Here is a 22,223-nt window from a genome sequence, read left to right on the forward strand (position 1 = left end):
AACAGAGGCCCGAGCAGGGCAGCTATGGATCGATGGTGTAGAAGCGTTCGAGTCGGTTTGCCCGCTACGCACCTCTCGTCGTGCTGTCCACGGAGAGGGCCGCGTCTCGCGTACCTAAACGCTTGCTCCTGTGCTGCGTCCTGACGCAATGAATCCGGCGCAGACCTTGGGTCTGCGCCGGTCGAGATCGATACGCCGTTCGGAGGCGAGGTCAGCCCCACATGTGATGCATGGCGTGGTGATGCGACATGTCGGGGCCCGTCGCGGCCGCTGCAGCCGTGTTGGCGGCCGCCGCCGCGGCATGATGGTCTTGGCCGTGATGGCTGTGATGGCTGTGGCAGTGGTGGGTCGTCGTGGTCTGATTGTTGCCGCCTGTGGTGCCGCCGCCATTGGCGCCGCCGCCCGCGTTGCCCCCGCCGGCGTTACCACCACCGGCATTACCGCCGCCGGCGTTGCCGCCGTCGGTCGCTCCGCCACCGGTTGTGCCGCCGCCAGTCGTGCCTCCGCCCGCGTTACCTCCGCCAGCGGTGCCTCCGCCGGCATTGCCACCCCCGCCGGTCATGCCGCCGCCACCACCCGGGGTGGTCGTGCTTGCCGGCGTGCCGCCGGTGCCGTTGGCAATGTTCGGAGTGGCGCCGGCCGGCGCGCCCGTGCCCATGGCGATGCCGTTCACCGCGGTCGCCGTCACGAAGGAGGTGGCCGAAGCGACATAGGCCGATCCGCCGACGGCCATGTTGTTGCCGGCGATGTCGCCGGCATTGCCGATGAAGTTTGCGGCCGCCGCCTTCAGCATAGCCTGATCGGTCGCCAGCGCCGCGCCGGTGTCGCCGTTCATGATGCCCATGAGCGCCTTGGTGGCCATCGCGGAGTCGGATTGCAGCGCGCCGGCGGCGAGCTCGTTGTCGAAGCGGCCCTGGAAGACCGCGCCTTGGGCGTTGTTGAACTGGACGCCGAAGTTCTGATAGTTGGCGATCTGTGTGATGATGTCCTGTGTCGCTGTGGCCGTCCCGTTCGCGACCGCGTTCAGCTTGGCACCGAGCGTGTTGGCCTCGGCCAGGAACGACGCCCAGAAGTTGGTCTGCACCTGGTTGTCCTGGAATTTGGTGACCGTGCCGGTCAGGCCGCCAGGCATTTCCGAGAAGCCGCCGCCATGTCCGGGCATGCCAGTGCCACCCGCGGCCTTGTTGAGGGTCGCGTCGTTCTGGAACACGTCGATCATGTCCAGGATGTTGTCAGCGGTGCCGCGCAAGGCGGTCGGGTTCGCCTGGGTTTCCGGACTGTCGTATTTGTTGAGCTGCAGTCCGATCTGGCCCGCCAGCGTCATCAGGTGCAGCGTCGTCGTTTGCGCATCGACCGCGGTCAAGCCAGCCTCGAGCGCGGCCAGCTTGGCCGGATCGTTGATGATGGCCTGCAGGCCCTGTTGCACGGCGGTAAAGTCGGCCGTGACCTGACCGAGATTGTTGGCGCTGATGCCGCCGAGCGCGAGGTCGGCCGCCGCGTTGAAGACCTGACCGATGGCGACGAGATCGCCGGCGGTCGCCTTGGCGAGATTGGCGGTGCCGTCATTGCCGGCGGGCAAAGCCTGGAAGGCGACGTCCTGCGCGCCGGTGTTGGCCAGGAAGGTGAAGTTCGTCAGTGCCGAGGACAAATGGGCATCGCCCTGGATCTGCTGCAGGATCATCTGCTGCACGTTGTGAATAGTCTGGTCAGCCTCGGTCAACGTGTTGGGATTGGTCGTGTTGGGCGCCGCGTTGATCAGCGTCGTGATCTCGCTCTGCACCTGGGTCAGCACCGCCGTGTCGGTCGCATTGAGTGTGAACGCCTTGCCGCCGAGCGTCACCTGGCCGGGATTGGCGAGCATGGCGGCGATGTCGTTCTGCACGGCGTGCAGGTCGGTCGTGTAGCTGGTGAGGAAGGGATTGGAGTTGCCGCTGTTCTGAGGCGTCGAGAACAGGCCGGTCGAGATGCGAACCGCGTCGTTGAAGACGACGCCGGCCTGAACGAGGTCGGTGGACAAGTTCAGCGCGTCGGCGCGGTTCAGCAGATTGGACGTGCCATTCGCCAGCGCCGTCGGGTTGAAGGTATTGGCTGCCATTGATCATCTCCCCAAGTTTCAACCCGGCGTCTGCTGCTTGGCGTCTCGGCAGCACGCGGGCGTTGATCGGGATGCGACGTCTCACTCACTCCTTCCGGAGCGGGCGATTTGTCGCAGCCACAGAGCACTTGGGAATTATTTGCTCCAATGGGGCCAAAAGAAGCGGTGCAGGGTCCTCAAATATGATGTTGTTCGGGCACAGGCACGCTGTCGCCGGCAAGCCACGTCAGCCCTTGGTAATGTTCTAACTCGTTGATTTTAGTCGTGGCCCCTCTGCAACAATGCGTTGTAAGCGACGGGCCGATGCACGTTATCGACAAGAAGTTGCCCTGATCTGGCGATGGTTCCTCGGCCTCTCCTTGGAACCGTTCCAACGTCCCTCGACTCGGTCCGCTGGAAGATCCTGGTTTCGGCGGTGGTGCAAGCGGCAGCCGAGCGGGGCTCGGCTGGGGCTCACACCGGCGCTTCGCGGCGTGATCACGGCGAGCGGAGCAGCTGAAATGACTGCTCCGCCGCTCGGTCACACACCTCACGCCCACATGTGATGCATCGCGTGATGATGCGACAGGTCAGGGCCGGTCATCGCACTTTGGGCAGTCACGTGTGAGCTGTGATCGTGATGGTGATCGCTGTGATGTGCATTGTTGCTGCCATTGTTGGCGGTCTGTCCACCGGTCGACGTCCCGCCATTGTTAGCTGTGCCTCCGCCATTGTTGGCGGTGCCCCCGGCATTGCTGGTTCCGCCAGCGGCTGCGCCGCCATTCGCTGCCGTTCCGCCGGCCGCGCCCGCACCTCCGGCAGCCGCGCCGCCCGCGTTGGTCGTTCCAGCCGCCGCAGTGCCGCCGGTGCCGTTGGCGAGGTTCGGCGTGGCGGTGACCGGAATGGTGCCGTGAGCGGTGCCCTTGATGGACGTCGCTGCGGAGATGGTGGTCGCCGTGCCGACATAGGTGCCGCCATTGACCGGGATGTTGTTGCCCGAGACGTCCATGGCGTCGGCGGCAAAACCCTGTCCGGCCGCGGCGATCATCGCCTTGTCCGCTGCCAGTGCCGCGCCGGTGTCGCCGTTGAGGATGCCCTGCAGGCCCTTCACGGCGGCGGCCGTATCGGCCTCCAGCGTGCCGCTCAGCAGCTCGTTGTCGAAGCGGCCCTGGAACACCGCACCTTGGGCGGCATCGAAATTGGCGCCGAACTGCTGATAGTTCTGGATCTGGGTGATCAGCGCCGCGCTGGCTTGTGCTGCGCCGGTGGCGATCTTCTGCAAGGTCGCATTGATGGTGTTGCCCTCGGCCAGGAAGGCAGCCCAGAAATTGGTCTGTGCTTGATTGTCCTGGAACTTGGTCACGGTGCCGGTCAGGCCGCCCGGATCCTCGGCAAAGCCGCCGGCATGACCCGCTTTGCCATTGCCGCCGGCCGCCGTGTTCAGATTGGCGTCGTTCTGAATGATGTCGATACTGTCGAGCAGATTGTCGGCGGTGCCACGCAACGCTGCCTGGTTGCCGGTGGCGGCGGCCACATCATATTTGTTGAGCTGAAGGTTGACCTGTCCGAGCACGGTCTGCAGATGGATCGTGGTCAACGCGGCAGCGTTTGCGGTCTCGCCGGTTTCGATCTGCGCAAGCTGCGTCTTGTTGTTGAGGATGGCGGTCAGCCCTTGCGACACCGCCGTCAGGTCGGTGTTGATCTCGGCGAGATTGCCGGCGTTGACTCCGCCGGAGACGAGCTCGACAGCCTTGTTGAACACCAGGCCGACATCCTTCAGGCTGTTGCCCGCGGTGGCCGCAGCAAGGCTCATGGGGTCGTCCGCACCGGCGGGGGACGTCTGGAACGCCACGTCCATTCCTCCGGTGTTGGCCAGGAACGGCACGTTGTCGAGCGCGTTCGTGAGATGCGCGTCGTTGTGGATCTCCTGCAGGATCTCCTGCTGCAGCGCGTGGATCGTCTGGCTGGCGGCTGCTTGCGTGTTGGCGTTCGCGAACTGTCCGGCGGCCTGGAGCAGCGTCCCGAGCTGGCCCTCGACATTGGTGAGGACAGCGGTGTCGGTGGCGTTCAAGGCGAACGTCTTGCCGCCGAGGGTCACCTGGCCAGGATTGGCCAGCATTGCGGCGATATCGGTCTGCACCGCGGTGATATCAGCCTGATAGCTCGTCAGGAAGGCCGGCGAGTTGCCGCTGTTGGCGAGGCTGAACAGGCCGAGCGAAGCGCGCACCGCATCGTTGAAGACGACGCCGGCCTGGACCAGATCCGTCGAGTGCTGGATCGCGGTGGCCCGCGTCAGCAGGTTGGATGTGCCATTGGCCAGCGCGGCCGGATCGAAATTCACCGGCGTGGTGTGCATCCCGCCCGTGCCGGTTCCTCCACCAGTACCGCCGCCGCCAGTGCTCGGCGGCGTCGTGGACGAACCGCCGGTGCCGTTGGCGATGTTCGGGGTTGCGGTGACCGGGATGGTGCCCTGGGCCAGGCCGTGCACGGATGTCGCTGTCGACACCGTCGTGGCTGAGCCGACATAGGTCGCGCCGCCAATGGCGATGTTGTTGCCGGACACGTCCATCGCGTCCGCCGCGAAGCCCTGTCCGGCGGCTGCGAGCATCGCCTTGTCGGCGGCCAGCGCGGCGCCAGTGTCGCCGTTCAGAATGCCCTGCAGGCCCTTCACCGCAGCGGCCGTATCGGCTTCCAGCGTGCCGCTCAGCAGCTCATTGTCGAACCGGCCACGGAAGACATTGCCTTGGGCCGCATCGAAATTGGCGCCGAATGCCTGATAGTTCTGGATCTGAGTGACCAGTGCGGCGCTGGCCTGTGCGCCGCCGGTCGCGATCTTCTGCAGCGTCGCGTTGATGGTGTTGCCCTCGGCCAGGAAGGCGGCCCAGAAATTCGTCTGCGCCTGGTTGTCCTGGAACTTGGTCACGGTGCCGGTCAGCCCGCCCGGATCTTCCGCGAAACCGCCGGCGTGACCGGGCTTACCGTTTCCGCCCGCGGCCATGTTCAGATTGGCATCGTTCTGAACGATGTCGATACTGTCGAGCAGATTGTCAGCCGTGCCCCGGAGCGCGGCCTGGTTGCCGGTGGTCTCGGCCTTGGCGTACTGATTCAGCTCGAGATTGACCTGTCCCAGCACCGTTTGCAGATGGATCGTCGTCAGAGCTGCGGCATTCGCGGTCTCGCCCTTCTCGATCTGCGCCAGCTGGGTCTTGTTGTTGAGGATGTTGGTCAGGCCCTGCGAGATGGCGGTGAGGTCGGTCGTCACCTCCTGCAGATTCGCGGTGCTGATGCCGCCGGAGGCGAGATCGACGACCTTGTTGAAGACGACACCGACGTCCTTCAGCGTGTTGCCCGCGGTCGCCGCCGCCAGACTTGCCGCATCGTCGGCGCCAGCCGGCGTGTTCTGGAAGGCGACATCCTGGCCGCCGGTGTTGGCGAGGAAGGCGACCTTGTTGAGGGCGCCGGAGAGATGCGCATCACCGTTGATCTCCTGCAGGATCTCCTGCTGGACCGCATGCACCGTCTGATCGGCGGCCGTGATCGTTGCAGCGTTCGCAGTCTGCGGTGCAGCTGCGAGCAGCGTCGTGATCTGCGCCTGCACATTGGTGAGGACAGCGGTGTCGGTGGCGTTCAGCGTGAAGGTCTGGCCACCGAGGGTGACCTGTCCGGGATTGGCCAGCATCGCCGCAATATCGTTCTGAACGGCGTGCAGATCGGTCGTGTAGCTGCCTAGGAACGGGTTCGAGTTGCCGCTGCCGGCCTGCGTGAAGAGGCCGAGCGAGGCGCGGACCGCGTCGTTGAACACCACGCCCGCCTGGACCAGGTCTGTCGACAGGTTGAGCGCCGACGCCCGCACCAGCAGGTTCGACGTTCCGTTGGCCAGAGCCGTCGGGTTGAAGGTGTTATTCGCCATAAATCACTCTCCCCAAATTCATCCGCCCGGTGGGCCCCGTGCGTGACCTGCCCAGCGCCGAAGCGTTGTCAGCTCGAGCCATGTCCAGCGTCGATCGCGCTCGCGCCGGGCATGCGCCAGTTTGTCGCACTGTGCTATTTGGTCGCAGCAATCAGGCCAAAAGAAGCGTGGGAGAGTCCGCGATTGTGTTGTTGTTCGGGCATCGCGGGTTCGTGACCGTTTGCCCCGGCGGTTTGCCAAGTGTTTGATTTTGACTGGCAAGCTCAAAAGCGGGCTGCGGCGATCTGACGCGAAATGCATCTTCCCGTCAAGATGCTGCCCGCATCTTGCCCAGGCGTTGAGCGGCGCGCATGCGCAGGGATCAACGGTCCGCGATCTGAATTCCCGTGCGACTTCGCGTGGAACTGTGGAGGGGCCGCAGCCGGTGCTCAGGAGGCCGGCGCGCCCTGGCGGAGAAGCAGGAGTGTGTTCCTGATTTTCGGCAGCAGCGTGCGGGAGAGCTGGTTCCACGCCGGATCCTGATTGTTGGCGCTCAATGCCCGCTGCACCAGGCCGAGGCTCACCCGATAGGCTGCGAGCGCGCCATCACCATGTCCGAGCGGAATGAGCGCATCGCCCAGGCTCTGATAGGAATTCGCCAGCGCCCTTTGCAGGTTGGAATCGCCCGGAGCGGCCGCGCACATCTGCGTCGTGAGGGCGGTATTGGCGCGGCGGTGATCGAAGGCCTCCTGGTGCCGGCTCTCGGCCGTGAGCACGTCGGCCAGCAGCGCATGGGACCAGGCGAGGTCACGTTGGTAGCTGGCATTGTTCGGATAGGCTGCGTGGAGCCGCTCGGCGACGGCGAGGCTTGCGCGATAGGTGGCGTGTGCGCGTTCGAGGTCGCGCTGCACAAACAGAATTGCGCCGATCCGGTTCAAGGCCACCGAGAAGTTGCGCTGGAAACCTGGATGGTCCGGATCGGCTTCGGTCAAAGTCCTGACCATGGCTGCGCTGCGCATGTAGCTCGCAATCGCCGCAGCCAACTCACCGTCGGTCGCCGCGCGGTCGCCTTCTGCGATGAATTCAGCGGCCTGATCCAGCATCTTCCCGGCGCCGACGGTGAGGCCGACGGCCAACCCGCCGCGGTGAACATCGCCGAGATTGCGCTCGAGCAGTTCGCTGATCGCGAGCGGCTCTTCGTCGGACGAACCGTCCGGCTCGGTCACTGCGTCGCGCGCGTCATAGGCATCGGCGGCGTCGGTCGGCTCGGCCACGCCGGAGGAGGGCAGTTGGGCCGGAGGCGGCAAGCCCTCGCCAAACCCCGGAATGCTCAGCAATGTCGCCTTGACGTGATCCGCGGTGATGAGGCGCGTACATTCGAATTGTCTCGGCGTGTCCTTCAGGCGCGGACACCAGAGAGCGTCAGCATGGTCGAATTGATGGCCCGCGTCGTTCCAGCAGCCGTTGCAGGCGTGATAATTGATGACGCGGAAGGGGGTCGCAAACTCGTTGGTCGGATGAGTGAAGCCGCTGATCAGTACGACCGGCGTGCCGGAGGCCCATGCCAGCCATGACAGGCCGCTCGACAGCCCGATGAAGAAGGCGGCATGCCTGAGCCATCGGGAGCGCTCCTGCAACGGCCGATCGCCGGTCTGGTCCTCAGCCGCCGCCGGGATCTGCGTCCGATACGGATCACGGGTGGCGACGGGATGCTGATCGATGCAGATCACGCGGTAGCCGCGCGCTCTCAGGAAGGCGACCGTGCGATCCCAGCCTTCGGGATTGTTCCAATGCTTGCATTGGGTGGTGGCCTGCACCGAGATGCAGACATAGGGCTCGGCGATCGGGCGGCTGTCGTCCGCGAGCGCGACAAGAGGCGGCTGCTCCGCCGGGTCGACGCCGAGGATATAGGCCGCGGTCCGGTGCAGGCCGATCTGGCGGAAATCGCAGGGCTGATAGACGAATTCAGCGTCGTCGAAGAACAAGGCGACGGAGTAGGTCGCGTAGAATCGATCTGGCTCCACCATCTCATGGGTGACGAAGGTGATGTCAGGATAGGCGCTGCGGAACAGCGCGATGAGCGGCTCGCCCATGGCGCAAGTGAGCCGGCATTGGTGGGCGTCCTTGAACTTCACCGCGTAGCTGAACCAGCCGATGACGTCGCCGATCGTGCCGACCGGAAACTGGATCAGGATGTCCCGCCCGCGCGCATCATAGTCGTGACGGAGCACGCGCTCGTCGTCCGACCAGACCTCCAGCCTGAACGGGACGAAATAGCGCTTGGCGCTGTTGACGTGGCCCGACCGCAGATCGACGTCGAACAGCACGTTTCCGGTCTGACGATCGCTCAGCCGGACGCGCCAGGCCCGTCCCGTGTCGGGCAGCATGACGCGGCAGCCGTCGTTGAAGTCGAACCGGAGTCCGGCCGGTCCCTCCTGGGTCGGTATCGTCGTGGGCCTCGGCAGGCGCGGCTTCGGCGCCGGTTCAGCCGGCGGCGCGGCGCTGATCCCGGCGGTCGACGGTTCTCCTGCGCCCTGCCACAGCGGCGCGGGGTCGGGGGGACGCGGAAAATTTGCAAAGTTCATTTTGAATGGGACAGGCGGTCTGCGGCCTCCGCGAGGAGGAACGCAGACCGCGACATCGCGGTTCTACTGCTCGACGAAGGCGCGCCGCCACTGGTCGGTGATCGGCTTCATCAAATAGCTCAGCATCGTTCGGCTTCCGGTCTGGACGTAGACTTCGGCCTGCATGCCCGGCATCAGATTGACTCCGCCGAGCCGCTGCCGCTCCTCCTCGGACAGGGTGATCCGCACCGTGTAGAAGGTCGAGCCCGATCTCGGATCGTTGGTGATGTCGGGGGCGACGAATGAGACCTGGCCGCTCAGCTGCGGCGTGGTGCGCTGGTTGAACGCATTGAAGCGCACCATCGCGTTCTGTCCGGTGTGGACGTGATCAATGTCCTTGGGCTGGACATGCGCCTCGACCTGAAGCTCATCGGAATCGGGGACGAGTTCCATGATGGTCTCGCCAGGCTTGATCACGCCGCCGATCGTGTGCACGGCGAGCTGGTGAATGGTGCCGGAGTTCGGTGCGCGCATTTCGATGCGGTCGAGCTGATCCCGCGCCGCAACGCCCTTCTCGACCAGATCGCCCTCCTTGGCCTGCGCGTCGCCGAGATCCTTGACGACTTCGCTGCGGAAGTCCTGATCGATCTTGACCGTCTGAAGCTCGGCTTCGCTGATCTTGGACCTCGTCTCCGCGACGCTCGACACCAGCTGGCCGCGCTCGCCGTCGATTCGCGCGGCTTCCCGCTGCAGCGTCGTCAAGCGCGTGAGTGGGACGAGACGCTTGTCGTAGAGTTCCTGAACACCGGCGAGTTCGCCCTTGATGAGCTCGATCTGCTTGTTCTTCGAATCGAGCTGTGACTCCATGCCGCTGATTTCGTTGTTGAGCTGGACGATGCGGCCTTGCAGCAGATCCTTCTGGCTCTTGCGGGTGGTCGCGCGCGCCTTGAACAGCGCGTTCTCCGATGCGATCACGGCACGGACATGTGCATCGTCCGGACGTGACGTCAGCGATGTCGGATATTCCGGCTGATCGAGGCCGTCGCGCTCCGCCGAGAGCCGGGCGATCTTGGCGCGCTGCTCGTTCAACTGCTTGGTGATCGCCTGCAGCTGCGCCTGGCTCTGCGTGGCATCGAGCCGGACCAGCAGATCGCCGGCGGTGACCCGCTTGCCGTTGTCGACCTTGATTTCGGCGATAATGCCGCCGGTCGGATGCTGGATCGCCTTGACGTTGGATTGCACCACGAGATTGCCCGGCACGACGATGGCGCCGGCGAGCGGCACCAAGGTCAGCCAGCCGCCGCCGAGCACCGCGGCCACGAGCAGCACACGCAGGCCGAGACGCAACTCGTTCTCGAACATGCGTCCGACCCGCGGCACGAGCGGTTCGTCCGATTGATCATCGAGCGCGGCCGCCGTTCCCTGGGCCGCAATGAACGTCATGCCTGTGGTCAGAGCCGTGCCGGCGGTGCCGACGATGCGTCCGACGCGGGTTTGCGGAACGGCGGGCGCATATTCGACCCGCGCCGGAACGTTATGCTGCGGCATCGCGCGTGGGGCTCCGACGCCGAAATTACCGTCGCGATTGGCGTTCCGCACGTCGAGCAGGGCTGCATCATTGCTCGGAGGGCGCGTCTGCTGCTGTCGTGGCGGTGGTGAGAATTCGGGTTCGCGCGATCGCATGGCTGGCGCTTGGCCTTGCGCCTGGTCCTGCCATTCCATCTCGCGGATGCCGGACGCGCGTTGCGGTCGGGCGGTCGCGCTGCGGAAGCCGAGCAGCGACAGCGACGCCCCGAGCGCCCGTCCCATCTTGCCCGGCCGCTTCTTGGTGCGGGGTGATTTGTTGCGCACCGCCGATGTCGGCGCGCGCCGCTTCTTGCGGGATCCGCGATTGTCGCGCGGATCGGCATCCGAGCCGTCGTCGAAGGCGCCCTGCAGCCGCTGCAGCTCGAGGATCAGGGCATCGCCCTGCGGTCCGACCGCGCGCGTCTTCGGCCGCACATAATCTTCGTCATCGAAGGGCCGGAAGTCGTTGATGTGTTTCATTGATCAAACGCTTTCTGCTGGGGCGGCGCGACGAAGCGATCTCACGTTCGGATTCGGAGCTGGCGCAGGGGCTGCGACCCTCGGCGCAGCCGCGGCATGCGCGACAGCCGGTCCGGCCTGCGGCTTGGCTCCGGCGACGCGTGCAAAGATCTCCTGGCAGGGACCGAATGCGATCGCCTTACCTTCGTAGAGGACCAGCGCCATATCGAGCGCGTTCAGAGCGCTCGGGCGGTGCGAGATCACGATGACGATGCTCTGATTCTGCTGCCGCATGATCTGGATGGCGCGGCTCAGCGCATTCTCGCCGTCAGTGTCGAGATTGGCGTTGGGCTCGTCCAGCACGATGAGGAACGGATCACCATAGACCGCACGGGCGAGTCCGACGCGCTGGCGCTGACCCGCCGACAGCGACATGCCGCCTTGGCCGATGCGTGTCGCATAGCCCTCCGGCAGCCGCAGGATGATGTCGTGGACACCTGCGATCTGTGCCGCCTTCAAGATCGAATCCGAACTCGCATTCTCGTCGAAGCGGCAGATGTTGTCGGCGATGCTGCCGTCGAACAGCGCGACGTCCTGCGGCAGGTAGCCGATATGGCGGCCGAGATCTTCGTTGCTCCACTGGTCGAGCGCTGCTCCGTCGAGCCGGACCGTGCCTTGCAGAGCAGGCCAGATGCCCACCAGCGCCTTGGAGAGCGAGGTCTTGCCGGACGCGCTGGCACCGAGCAGGGCAAGCCCCGTGCCCGCCTTGATCGAGAACGACACGTTATGGACGATCGGGCGGTCGGTGCCGGGCGCGGCCACGGTCAATTCCTGCACCGTCAGCTCGCGATAGGGCCGCGGCAGCGCGACAGGCGGCGCCTCCGGCTTGGCCGTCGCCTTGCAGATGTCGCGCAGCCTGGCGATGCCTTGCCGCGCGGCAACGAGCTGCTTCCAGCTGCCCAAAGCGAGCTCGACGGGTGCCAGGGCGCGGCCCATCAAGATCGACGAGGCCATCATGACGCCGCCGGACGCTTGGTCCGACACCACCAGCGCCGCGCCGATGCCGAGCATGCCGGACTGCAGGATGAAGCGCAGAACCTTGGCTGCCGATCCGAGATTGGCATAGACGTCGCTCGCGCGGATATTGTCCTTCAGATAGCGCTCGTTGATAGCGTTCCAGCGTACCGAGAACCGATCCATCATTCCGAGCGCGCGAATCACCTCGGCGTTGCGCTGGGTGGCATCGGCGAGAACCTGGCGTGCGGCGCTGGTATCACTGGCCGATCGGCTCGCCTGCCGCGACAGCCGCTCGGTCACGAGCGTCATCGAGATGATGCCGACGGTGCCGATGATCGCGGTGATGCCGATCAGCGGATGAAACAGGAACATGCCGATCAGAAAGATCGGGATCCACGGCATGTCGAGGAATGCAGTCGGCCCCATGCTCGACATGAAGGCACGCAACTGGTCGAGATCGCGCAGCGGCTGCTGCATCAGCATCGGCTTCGTGCCGCGCAAGGGCAGGGTGGCGAGGGCGTGATGAATGGCGTCCTGCAGGCTGGCGTCGAACACGGTCGCCACCCGACACAGCATGCGGGTGCGCAGGGCGTCGAAATAGCCCTGGATGATATAGACGAACAGAATCATCACCGAGAGACCGATGAGCGTCGCCATGTTCTTGCTCGGAATGACCCGGTCGTAGACCTGCATCATGTAGATCGAGCCAGACAGCATCAGGATGTTGATGACGCCGCTGAATACGCCGATGCCGGCCATGCGCCTGACCGCCTGGCGCAGACCCCGCGTCACGGGATCATCGCTCCCGGACAGGAGGTCAGTGAGGGCAGCCGCGGCTTTCGTTCGCGAGCGGTCTTGAGCCAGACTCATCCAGGCGCGTCTCCCAAACGACAATGCTTCGATCACCGCTCTTGCCTGTCGATGCCGACGAATTTCCGGCAACAATGCGACGCGTGGGCATTTCTGTCGCGGCACGCGGCATGTAGAGCAGCGGATGGCTGTAAACAGCCGTGGAGTCTGTGCATCTGAACGGAACCGTCGCCGGCTGTCCGAACGGTTCGAATTAGGACGCAATTCTCTATAGTTGCGTGTCGATGTTGAGGCGCGATGCGCTGGGGGCGTCACACATTCGTCCGTCTATCACCTTGCTTCCGCACTCATTAGCCGCTGTCCGGGCCGATTGACGCCACGAAGCCGAATAAATCTTCCTGCGGTGCAACGGACTCGCGTTGTCATCTCGATGATGCGGTAATCCGTTGCGGGTGTGAGAGCGGAAATGGCGGCGGCAACATCCGAGCACACAGGTCTGCATCATGATGAGATGATTACGGTCATTCATTTTGGCCACGACAGGTCGCTGCCCGGATGTGACCGGAACTCTGCAGGCCTACGACCGATACGCACCGGGTATCCGGTCACAACGAAAGACAAGACCAAATCAGGGAGGACAAAATAGGCCAGTTCATTCGTGCTCCGAGCAACCCGTCACCGGCTTTGGGTACAGCAACTGGTCTTTGATCGACGTGATCTTGAGGATCGCGCCGGACGTAGTGGGGCAACGATCGAAAGGAGAGGGCGACGCCGCCGGCGTCGGTGTCGGACAGAGAGTTGCTGAGTGAAGAGTATCTTGGGGGACGAAAGTTGCTGAACTACATCACCATCGGAACATCTGATGCGGGACTCCTATCGCGTCGAGAGCAGAAGGGTGGCGCCGCACGTTCGGCCAGCCATGCTGCCGACGACCTGCACAGCCTCAATGCGGTGACCGGATCGGCCGCGAGGGTTGGCACTCGCGTCGGCGCCGGTCGGGAGGCGCACGCATGAAGGTCCGGAAGACCGATTACGGGACGATCATTCTGCACTGGACCTTGGTCGCGGCGACCGTGGTCGCGTTCCTGACAGGACTGCGCATGGCGACCGAAGCGCCGAATCATGCCTGGATCGCCAACAATCTCGATTGGCTGCTGCCGCGGCACCGGACCTGGACCTGGCACATGCCGGCAGGCGTCGTTCTTGCGAGCGTGGCCGTTGCCTACATGATCTACATCTCGAAGTCGGGCCTTGGTCGGCGCGTGACCGTCGACAAGATGCGGTTCAAGGGCTTGCTGGGCCGCCGGCCGGCGCGGCTTGGCTCGATCAGCGTCATGCTGCACTGGGTGCTGTTCATCGCAATGGCGATATTGATCGTCACCGGCGGCATGCTGTTCTTCGGTGTCGCGTCCGGCTATGTGACCATGATGATCCACTGGTATGCGACCTGGGTCATCCCGGTGTTCGTCGTGATGCACGTTCTGGTTCACTTCAGCATCGGTGGGAAGATGCAGCTGTATCGCGTGTTCCGCCCGGCCCCGTTGCCGCCGCCGCCGCCGAAGCTCGATCCGGTCGAACTGCTGACGATGCTGGTCGAGCAGTCGGAGAAGCTCGAAGAGGCGGAGGCGCCTCCGAAGAAGAAGCCTGCGCCCGCCGCGCGGCCACCGATGCGCGAACCCATGCCGGCGCCGCGACGGATGGAGGAGCCTCCGCGCGTCCGTGCGGAGACGCGCCCAGCTCCGGGGCGAATGCGTGCGCCGGCGCCGACCAAAGGCAATTCGCGTCGTCGCAACCCGAGCTTTCAGGCAAATCCGTTCGTCGTCGCCACGGCTGCTGCGATCGTGATCGGCTCCGCAATGTTCGCGGCCGACTACTACGCCGAGGACACGGTGACGGTCTATCGGATCGCCAGCTCCGATGCGCCCACGCTCGACGGCGATTCGTCCGATCGGGTCTGGCGCAACATTCAGCCGCACATGGTCACGACCAACCAGGGCGACAATTTCGACGGCACCGGTGAATCGCGCGTCTGGATCAAGGCCGCCCATGATGGAACATGGGTTTATTTTCTGGTCATCTGGGAGGATCCGACCCGCTCGTTGAAGCAGCTGCCGCTGATCAAGAAGGCCGACGGCTGGCACATGCTGCACAACGGATATGAAAAGGGCGACGAGAACGACTTCAACGAGGACAAGTTCTCGCTGCTGTTCACGACGCTGCCAATCACTTTGGCCGCTGACCGAACGTTCCACATGAGCGCGCAGCCGATGCCGGACAAGCCGGCGACGCTGTCGGGTCGCGGTATCCACTATACGCCGGCGCCGAATTTGTACGCCGATGCCTGGCTGTGGAAGGCGACGAGCGGCGGTCCGACCGGCTGGATGGATGATGATCATTTTGGTCCCCCCGCTGAGCCGACGCCCGACCAGGTCAAGGGGCTTACGCCATACAAAGGAGGGTTCGCGCCGGATCCGGGGACGGCGAACTATTCGGACAATTTCGTGATCGACCGAGAGGCGGCGAGGCTTGGCAATCGCGGCGTGCGACCGAAGCGCCTGCCCAAGGACATTGCGGCGATGACCGCGGCGATGGGCGAGATCTCGCTCGATCCGAACATCGGCGAGAGCGAAGGGGCACGATGGTTCATGACCGAGGCGGAATCGGTGCCGTATTCGGCGGAAGCCGACGCGCAGACGCCGATCGGAACGGTCGTGCCCGGCGTGATCGTCAATGGTGAATTCACCGGAGACCGCGCCGATATTCGGTGCGCGGCGCGCTGGGCCGCGGGTCACTGGACGCTCGAGATTGCCCGCAAATTGGACACACACAGCAAGTACGACGTTCCGATCAAGAATGGCGTCTTCATGCGGGTCGCGGCTTTCGACCATACCCAGATCAGACATACGAGGCAGATCCGGCCGATGCGACTTGAGGTGCAGTGATGGGTAAGATTTGCAAGATCCAGTACAACAGGGAAACGTTCTACGCGAATGTGGGCGATATCCTGCTCGACGGCGCCATCAATAGTGGCGTGGATTTGCCCCATGATTGCCGCAGCGGAATCTGCGGATCCTGCAAAGTAACTGTCGTCGACGGCAAGCTGTTCGGCGGCATGGAAGGCGACATGGCGCATGCGTGCCAGGCCCGGGTGGTGTCGGATCTGAAGATCATCACCGAGCCGGTGCCCGATACGGTGACGATGAATTGCGAGGTCGGTGATCTCGTGCGGCTCGCGCCCGACGTCGTCGGCGTCACCATCGAGATGCCGAAGCCGCTGCGGTTCTTTCCCGGACAATATGCCAAGGTGCAGTATCGCGGCTTCCCGACGCGTTGCTACAGCCCGACCTATCCGATGGTCGGCGCGCCCGACAGTCATCTGCTGTATCTGCACATCCGCATTCTGAAAGACGGCCTGGTGTCATCGGCGCTCGGCCGCGACATTCAGGTCGGCCACCGCGTCAAGCTGACGGCTCCGCTCGGCACGGCATTCTTCCGGCAGAAGCATCGCGGCCGAATCATCCTGGTCGCGAGCGGCACCGGCTTTGCGCCGATGTGGGCGATTGCGGTCGCAGCCATCACCGAGAATCCGAAGCGGGAGATCGTCTTCATCGTCGTCTCGCGCACGCTGCAGTCGTTCTACATGCATCAGGCATTGTGCCGGCTGGCGCGCTTTCCGAACGTCAAGATCATCCCGATCGTGTCGGAGCCTCAGAACGTATCGCCGGCGATTCGCAGCGGCCGCCCGACCGAGCACATGCCCGAGCTCACGCCGAACGATGTCGTCTATACCTGCGGTGCTCCGGCGATGACCGAGGCCGTGGCGAAGATGTCGCGTGCGGCCGGCGCAAAGTGTCATTGCGATCCGTTCGTCTCGTCGGCGCAACCCTCGGAGCAGAGCGGCGGCCTGATGGACCGCCTGGTCGGCTGGCTCGACAGCCAGCGCGGCCGACCGGCGATGTTCCAGCCAGCGGAGTGAATTCGCGCGGCCGCTGAGCTTGCGGCCGCGCGATCCTGCTGTTGCAAGCTGATCAGCTGGCCACGAAGGCGAGCAGTGTGCCAGTGGCCGCTGCCGGCGGTACGACAAGGCTGGTGCCGCTATGCACGGCGGCGGCGCCGAGTGCCTTTTCAGTGGCGGCCAGATCGTGCGAGACCAGCACGAGGCCGGCGCCGCCGCGCTCCGGCAGGCCAGACAGCGATACGCCGGGATAACGCGCCCCGAGCTGATCCTGGGTCAGGAAGACGAAATCGGCGCGGTCGCCGCCCGAGGTCACCGTTACGGCGCCATCGCTCTCGGTGCGGCCTTCGCGGTCGATCAGGCGCGACAGATGCGCCGCATCCTTCGCCGGGGCGGGCGTGACGATCAGGGCCTGCTTCAGTTGCTTGGCGCCGTTGGCATGGCGCATCAGCTCCGGGATCCACACCGTCTCGCGGGTCTTGTGCTGGCAGGCAAAGACCCGCAGCCCGCCGGGGGCTTCCGCCACCGGCCATTGAAACACGCGGAACCGGGCCGCCGAGATCGTGCCGTCGGGGAGGGGGACCGGACGCTCGAAGTCGATCGGTCCGATCGGCTCGAAGCCCTTGGCCCGGATCTCTTCGGCGCCCGCAGCGGAATCGATCGCCGTGAAGGCGATCCGCTCAATGCCTTCGCCACGCTGTGCGAGGAAGTTGCGCGTCGGGACGTTGTGATCCGTCTCGGCGAGAATGCCGAGCAATTCGATGTAATCCGGATCAAGCATGATCGTGTAATTGCCGGACCCCATCTTGGCGCTGTGGGTGCCGCGCGGCGACAGCGTGAAGCCCAATCGCTTCCAGGTCTCGGCGGCCGCGTCGAGATCCTTCACCACGACGACCGCGTGATCGATACCGATGACATTCTTGAGGGCCACGCATTTGTCTCCTTGCAGCGAACTTGGCATATTGCGGCCGAACTATGCCCAAACGACCCATGCGCCGCAACCGGCGCGGCCGGGCGCCGGGCGCAAGGCAAGATCGGTCTCCACGAGGCCGCTCGGTCAGCAAGGATGAACGTCCACGATGGCTACGACCACAGATATCGTTCAATGGCCTCCGTCGTTGTGGGCCGCACAGACCGCGCCTGGACCGAATCTGCCGGTGTTGCACGGCAACCAGCAGGCCGATGTCGTGATCATCGGCGGCGGCTTCACCGGACTGTCCACCGCGCTGCATCTGCGTGAGACCGGGGTCGATGTCGCCATCGTGGAGGCGATGGAGCCGGGCTGGGGCGCCTCGGGCCGCAACAATGGCCAGGTCATCCCGACGCTGTCGCGGCCCGATCCCGAGGATCTCATCGCCCGGCACGGTGCGGCCGGAGAACGCTTTGTTGCCATGCTGCGTGACAGCGCCTCGAACCTGTTCGACACGGTGCGGCGCTACAAGATCGACGCCGAGCAGGAGCAGAGCGGCTGGGTGCAGCCGGTGCATTCTCCTGGCCGCATCAAGATCGCCGAGCGCCGCTTCAAGCAATGGTCGAAATTCGGCGCTGATGTCGACCTGCTGTCGCGTGACCAGGCGCGCGACATGCTCGGCTCGGACGCGTGGCATGGCGGCTTCTGCAACAAGACCGGCGGCCACATCAATCCGCTTGCGTTGGCCCGTGGTCTTGCACGGACCGTGCTGAGCCTTGGCGGCCGCATCTATGCCCGCTCCCCTGTGACCGATTTCGCGCGGCGTGGCGACCGCTGGGTGGTGCGGACCGCGCGGGGCGAATTGTCGGCGCGTGCCCTGGTCCTGGCGAGCAACGCCTATACCGGCGAATTTTCCAAGGCGCTCGCGCCTGACCTGGCGCATGAGGTCATGCCGGTGCTGTCCTGGCAGATGGCGACGCAGCCGCTGTCGGACAATGTCCGCAAGACGATCATCCCCGCCCGGCAGGCAATGTCCGACACCCATGGAGAGCTGTATTTCGCCCGCTATGACGCCCGCAATCGCCTGGTGACAGGTGGCGCCGTGATCGGCCCGGGCAACAAGGCCGAGCGGCTGAAGGCGCGCGTCGCCAGCCGGCTGCAGCGGCTGTGGCCGCAGATCGGCGAGGTTCGATTCGACTACGTCTGGAACGGCTATGTCGGCATGACCACGGACTACATGCCGCGGATTCATCGCCTCGGCCCGGATGCCTATGGCTGGACCGGCTGCAACGGCCGGGCGGTGGCGCTGACGATTCCGCTCGGTGCCGAGCTGGCCAAGGCCGTGCGCGGTGTACCGGACAACGAGCTGGCGCTGCCTTTCACCAACGCGGTCACCATTCCCGCGCATGCGCTGCTTCGGCCGTTTGCGCCGCTGATGCTGCTGCTCTACCGCTACCGCGATGCCCGCGAGATTGCCTAGCGCGTGAGGCTTGTTTGAGCCTTTCGGAAAACCGGTTTCACGTTCCGGATCACGCTCCACAGCTCACGACTGCGGTGTCCGGGCGAAGTCGCCGCCCGGAATGGCGTCGAGCAGCGCCCGCGTATAGGCATGCTGCGGCGCGCCGAACACCTGATGGGTGAGGCCGTGTTCGACGACCACGCCGTCCTTCATGACCGCGACGAGGTCGCAGATCTGCGCCGCGACCCGCAGATCATGCGTGATGAAGATGATGGACAGGCCGAGCCGCTCGCGCAAGCTGATGAGAAGCCTCAGGACCTGCGCCTGCACGGAGACGTCGAGCGCAGACACCGGCTCGTCGGCCACCAGCACGTCGGGCTTCAGTGCGAGCGCGCGCGCAAGCCCGATGCGCTGGCGTTGGCCGCCGGAGAATTCGTGCGGAAAGCGGTCCGCTGCAGACGGATCGAGCCCGACGAGCTGGAACAGCTCACGCGCCTCGCTGAGCGCCTTGTCGCGCGGGGTGCCATGCACGATCGGTCCCTGAGCTACCAATTCGATCGCCTTGCGACGCGGGTTCAGCGAGGCGAACGGATCCTGGAACACCATCTGCATCTGCTGCGTCCGCTGCCGGATCTCGCGGCGTGACATCGCCGCCCAGTCGTGGCCGTTCAGGAGGATCGATCCTGCGTCGGGATCGATCAAGCGGATGATGCAGCGGGCGAGGGTCGATTTGCCCGAGCCGGACTCGCCGACGATGCCGAGCGTCGCGCCCTTGGGCAGGGTGAGCGAAACATCCTTGACCGCATGGGTCACGCGCTCGCCACGGCCGAGAAAACCGCCGGTGCGATAGGTCTTGACCACGCCGGACAGCGCGAGAAGCGTCTGGTCCGACAGTTCGCGCGGCGGCGGCGCGGCGACGGGCGGCACCGCGGCGATCAGCTGCTGCGTATAGGCATGTTGCGGGTTGCGCAGCACCTCGCGCGCCGGCCCGTGCTCCACCACCACGCCATGCTGCATGACGACCACCCGGTCGGCGATCTCGGCGACGACGCCGAAATCGTGGGTGATGAAGAGCACCGCGGTGTTGCGACGCTGCTGCAACTCGCGAATGAGCTTGAGGATCTGCGCCTGCGTCGTGACATCGAGCGCCGTGGTCGGTTCGTCCGCGATCAGCAGTTTCGGATCGAGCGCGAGCGCCATCGCGATCACCGCGCGCTGGCGCTGGCCGCCGGACAGCTCATGCGGATATGCTTTGGTGGCCCGTGGCGGATCCGGGATGTGGACGTCGCTGAGCAGCGACAGCACGCGCGACCGGATCTCGCCCTTCGCGAGACCGGTGTGGATTTCGAGCACTTCGCCGATCTGATCGCCGATCGTGCGCAGCGGATTCAGCGCCGTCATCGGCTCCTGGAACACCATCGCGATCTCGGCGCCGCGGATGCTGCGCATCTCGGCGGCCGATGCTGCGCACAGATCACGACCGACGAACAGGATGCGCCCATGGTCGGTGGTGACGCCCTGCGGCAGCAGACGCATGATCGCATTGGCCATCATCGACTTGCCGGAGCCGGACTCGCCGACGATGCAGACGATTTCCTTTTCGGCGACCGACAGCGACACCTCGGTGATCGCATGGCTGCGGTCGGCGCCCTTGGGGAGACGAACGCTGAGTCGGTCGACCGTGAGAATGGGGCCCGTTGAGCTCATCGCTGTTTCAGCCGCGGGTTCAATGCGTCGTTGAGGCCCTGGCCGACGAGCGACACCGCGAGCACGGTGATCAGAATGGCGACGCCGGGGATCGCCGAGACGTACCATTGCACGCGCAGCACATCGCGCCCGAGGCCGATCAGATTGCCCCAGGAGGCGACATTGGCATCGGACAGGCGCAGAAAGGCGAGCGCGCTTTCCAGGAGGATGGCGACCGCCATCACGACGCCGGCATAGACGATGACCGGTGGCAGCGCATTCGGCAGGATCTCGCGCAGGATCAGCTGCGCGTCGGGCATGCCGAGCGTGCGGCCGGCCTGGACGAATTCGCGGCTGCGCAACGAGAGAAATTCCGCCCGCGTCAGCCGCGCCGGCGCCGGCCATGACACGATGCCGACGGCGATCGTCACCGTCGTCAGGGTGGAGCCGAACACCGCGACCAGCACCCAGCAGCAGCACGAAATTCGGCAAGGTCTGGAACGCCTCGGTGATACGCATCAGGATGTTGTCGATCCAGCCGCCATAATAGCCGGCGATGGCGCCGACCATGACCCCGATCGCGACCGCGATCAGCGTCGCGACGCCGCCGATGAGGAGCGATATGCGCGCGCCATGAAAGATCTGGGCGGCGATGTCGCGCCCCGAATTGTCGGTGCCGAGCAGAAAGCGCGGATTGGTGAAAGGCCAGATGAGCGGACGTCCGGCGAGCGCAAGCGGATCGCGCGGATAGAGGTAGCCGGCGCTGATCGCCATGCCCACGACGATCAGCAGTAGGACAAGGCCGAGCACCGCGGCGGGACTGCGGAAATAGCGTTTCAGGGCATCCATGCGCTAGCTCTCGGCCGCGATGCGCGGGTCGAGCCGCGCGTAAAGCAGGTCGGTGACGAAGTTGACCAGGATCACCAGCAACGCGGAGACGAAGACGATTCCGAGCAGCGTGTTGAGGTCGCGCTGCACCACGGATTCATAGGCCAGCCGTCCAAGGCCGGGCAGCGAGAAGACGGTCTCGACGACCACCGAGCCGCCGAGCATGGTCCCGGCCTGCAGCCCGATCAGCGTGACCATCGGCAGCAGCGCGTTGCGCAGCACGTGGCGGGTGATGATCCTTGTCTCGTCGAGGCCCTTGGCGCGCGCTGTGCGGACGAAATCGAGATTGAGCACTTCGAGCATCGATGCCCGCATGATGCGGAGATAGATGGCCAGGAAGATCAGGCCCAGCGTCAGCGACGGCAGGATCAGATGGCTGGCGATATCGAGCACCCGCCAGATCCCGGTCCTGATCGCGCCGATATCCTCGAAGCCGCCGGCGGGAAGCCATTGCAGATAGATCGAGAACACGACGATGGCCATCAGGCCGAACCAGAAGGAGGGCGTGGCGTAGAAGATCAGGCCGACCGTGGAGATCAGCGTGTCCGGCCAGCGGTTGACGCCGCGCGCGGCGATCACCCCGAACACCAGGCCGAAGAAGAACGCGAAGGACAGCGCCGAGGTCATCAGCAGCAAGGTCGGCGGCAGCCGTTCGAGGATCACCGTCGCGACCGGCTTGCCGTAGATCGCGGAGAAGCCGAGATCGAGCCGCACGAGGCGCCACAGATAGTTGGCGAGCTGCATCGGGATCGACAGGTCCAGCCCGTAGAAGCGACGGAGCTCGCGCGCGGTGGCGGCATCGCCGCCGCCCATCTGCGCCATCATCGCGTCGACCGTGTCGCCCGGCGCGAGCTGCAGCAGCAGAAAGACGCCGACCAGGATCAGGACCAAAGTAGGGATCGAGGCGGCGAGCCGCCGCCCCGCAAGGCTCAAAATGCGCATGGTC

The 22,223-nt window shown here is 65.1% G+C and carries 11 protein-coding genes and 1 pseudogene; 3 read left to right on the forward strand and 9 right to left on the reverse strand.

Features of this window, described 5'->3' with window-relative positions; translation table 11 throughout:
• Positions 1 to 211: 211 nt before the first annotated feature.
• The 5 genes from ACVIJ6_RS29020 to ACVIJ6_RS29040 all read right to left on the reverse strand — a co-directional run bounded on the left by ACVIJ6_RS29020 (position 212) and on the right by ACVIJ6_RS29040 (position 12,328).
• On the reverse strand, positions 212 to 2,095 hold the full coding sequence (locus ACVIJ6_RS29020; RefSeq protein ID WP_456775520.1) for a hypothetical protein: 1,884 nt from the start codon (positions 2,093 to 2,095) through the stop codon (positions 212 to 214).
• Positions 2,096 to 2,624: 529 nt separating this feature from the next.
• On the reverse strand, positions 2,625 to 5,984 hold the full coding sequence (locus ACVIJ6_RS29025) for a beta strand repeat-containing protein (protein WP_456775521.1): 3,360 nt from the start codon (positions 5,982 to 5,984) through the stop codon (positions 2,625 to 2,627).
• Between the two features lie 428 nt (positions 5,985 to 6,412).
• The gene (locus ACVIJ6_RS29030) at positions 6,413 to 8,548 is read right to left on the reverse strand and encodes an autotransporter strand-loop-strand O-heptosyltransferase (protein WP_456775522.1); all 2,136 of its coding nucleotides are present in this window, start codon (positions 8,546 to 8,548) and stop codon (positions 6,413 to 6,415) included.
• A 63-nt stretch (positions 8,549 to 8,611) separates the two neighbouring features.
• Complete coding sequence (locus ACVIJ6_RS29035) at positions 8,612 to 10,573, reverse strand: HlyD family type I secretion periplasmic adaptor subunit (protein ID WP_456775523.1); 1,962 nt, start codon at positions 10,571 to 10,573, stop codon at positions 8,612 to 8,614.
• A 3-nt stretch (positions 10,574 to 10,576) separates the two neighbouring features.
• The gene (locus tag ACVIJ6_RS29040) at positions 10,577 to 12,328 is read right to left on the reverse strand and encodes a type I secretion system permease/ATPase (RefSeq protein WP_456777104.1); all 1,752 of its coding nucleotides are present in this window, start codon (positions 12,326 to 12,328) and stop codon (positions 10,577 to 10,579) included.
• A gap of 1,061 nt (positions 12,329 to 13,389) precedes the next feature.
• On the opposite strand from ACVIJ6_RS29040, the gene ACVIJ6_RS29045 reads away from it, so the two are divergent.
• Together ACVIJ6_RS29045 and ACVIJ6_RS29050 are read left to right on the forward strand one after the other, a co-directional pair.
• The gene (locus tag ACVIJ6_RS29045) at positions 13,390 to 15,321 is read left to right on the forward strand and encodes an ethylbenzene dehydrogenase-related protein (RefSeq protein ID WP_456775524.1); all 1,932 of its coding nucleotides are present in this window, start codon (positions 13,390 to 13,392) and stop codon (positions 15,319 to 15,321) included.
• On the forward strand, positions 15,321 to 16,355 hold the full coding sequence (locus ACVIJ6_RS29050) for a 2Fe-2S iron-sulfur cluster-binding protein (protein ID WP_012044378.1): 1,035 nt from the start codon (positions 15,321 to 15,323) through the stop codon (positions 16,353 to 16,355). The genes ACVIJ6_RS29045 and ACVIJ6_RS29050 overlap by 1 nt, the downstream gene beginning before the upstream one ends.
• A 52-nt stretch (positions 16,356 to 16,407) precedes the next feature.
• Here the strand turns inward: ACVIJ6_RS29050 and ACVIJ6_RS29055 are convergent, their stop codons facing one another.
• Positions 16,408 to 17,265: a VOC family protein gene (locus tag ACVIJ6_RS29055; protein ID WP_456775525.1), complete on the reverse strand. Its 858-nt coding sequence runs from the start codon at positions 17,263 to 17,265 to the stop codon at positions 16,408 to 16,410.
• Positions 17,266 to 17,413: 148 nt separating this feature from the next.
• Here ACVIJ6_RS29055 and ACVIJ6_RS29060 point away from each other — a divergent pair, with 148 nt between their 5' ends.
• Positions 17,414 to 18,724 carry an NAD(P)/FAD-dependent oxidoreductase gene (locus ACVIJ6_RS29060; RefSeq protein ID WP_456775526.1) on the forward strand — a complete coding sequence of 437 codons (1,311 nt, stop codon included), beginning with the start codon at positions 17,414 to 17,416 and terminating at the stop codon, positions 18,722 to 18,724.
• A gap of 63 nt (positions 18,725 to 18,787) precedes the next feature.
• On the opposite strand, the gene ACVIJ6_RS29065 is transcribed toward ACVIJ6_RS29060, so the two are convergent.
• The 3 genes and pseudogenes from ACVIJ6_RS29065 to ACVIJ6_RS29075 all read right to left on the reverse strand — a co-directional run bounded on the left by ACVIJ6_RS29065 (position 18,788) and on the right by ACVIJ6_RS29075 (position 22,219).
• Complete coding sequence (locus ACVIJ6_RS29065; RefSeq protein WP_456775527.1) at positions 18,788 to 20,410, reverse strand: ABC transporter ATP-binding protein; 1,623 nt, start codon at positions 20,408 to 20,410, stop codon at positions 18,788 to 18,790.
• Positions 20,407 to 21,238 (reverse strand): annotated as a pseudogene (locus tag ACVIJ6_RS29070) (ABC transporter permease). Before ACVIJ6_RS29070 ends, ACVIJ6_RS29065 begins: the two are co-directional and overlap by 4 nt.
• Positions 21,239 to 21,241: 3 nt before the next feature.
• Positions 21,242 to 22,219 carry an ABC transporter permease gene (locus tag ACVIJ6_RS29075; RefSeq protein ID WP_012044373.1) on the reverse strand — a complete coding sequence of 326 codons (978 nt, stop codon included), beginning with the start codon at positions 22,217 to 22,219 and terminating at the stop codon, positions 21,242 to 21,244.
• Between the last annotated feature and the right edge of the window lie 4 nt (positions 22,220 to 22,223).

The sequence above is a fragment of the Bradyrhizobium sp. USDA 4369 genome, assembly GCF_054056435.1.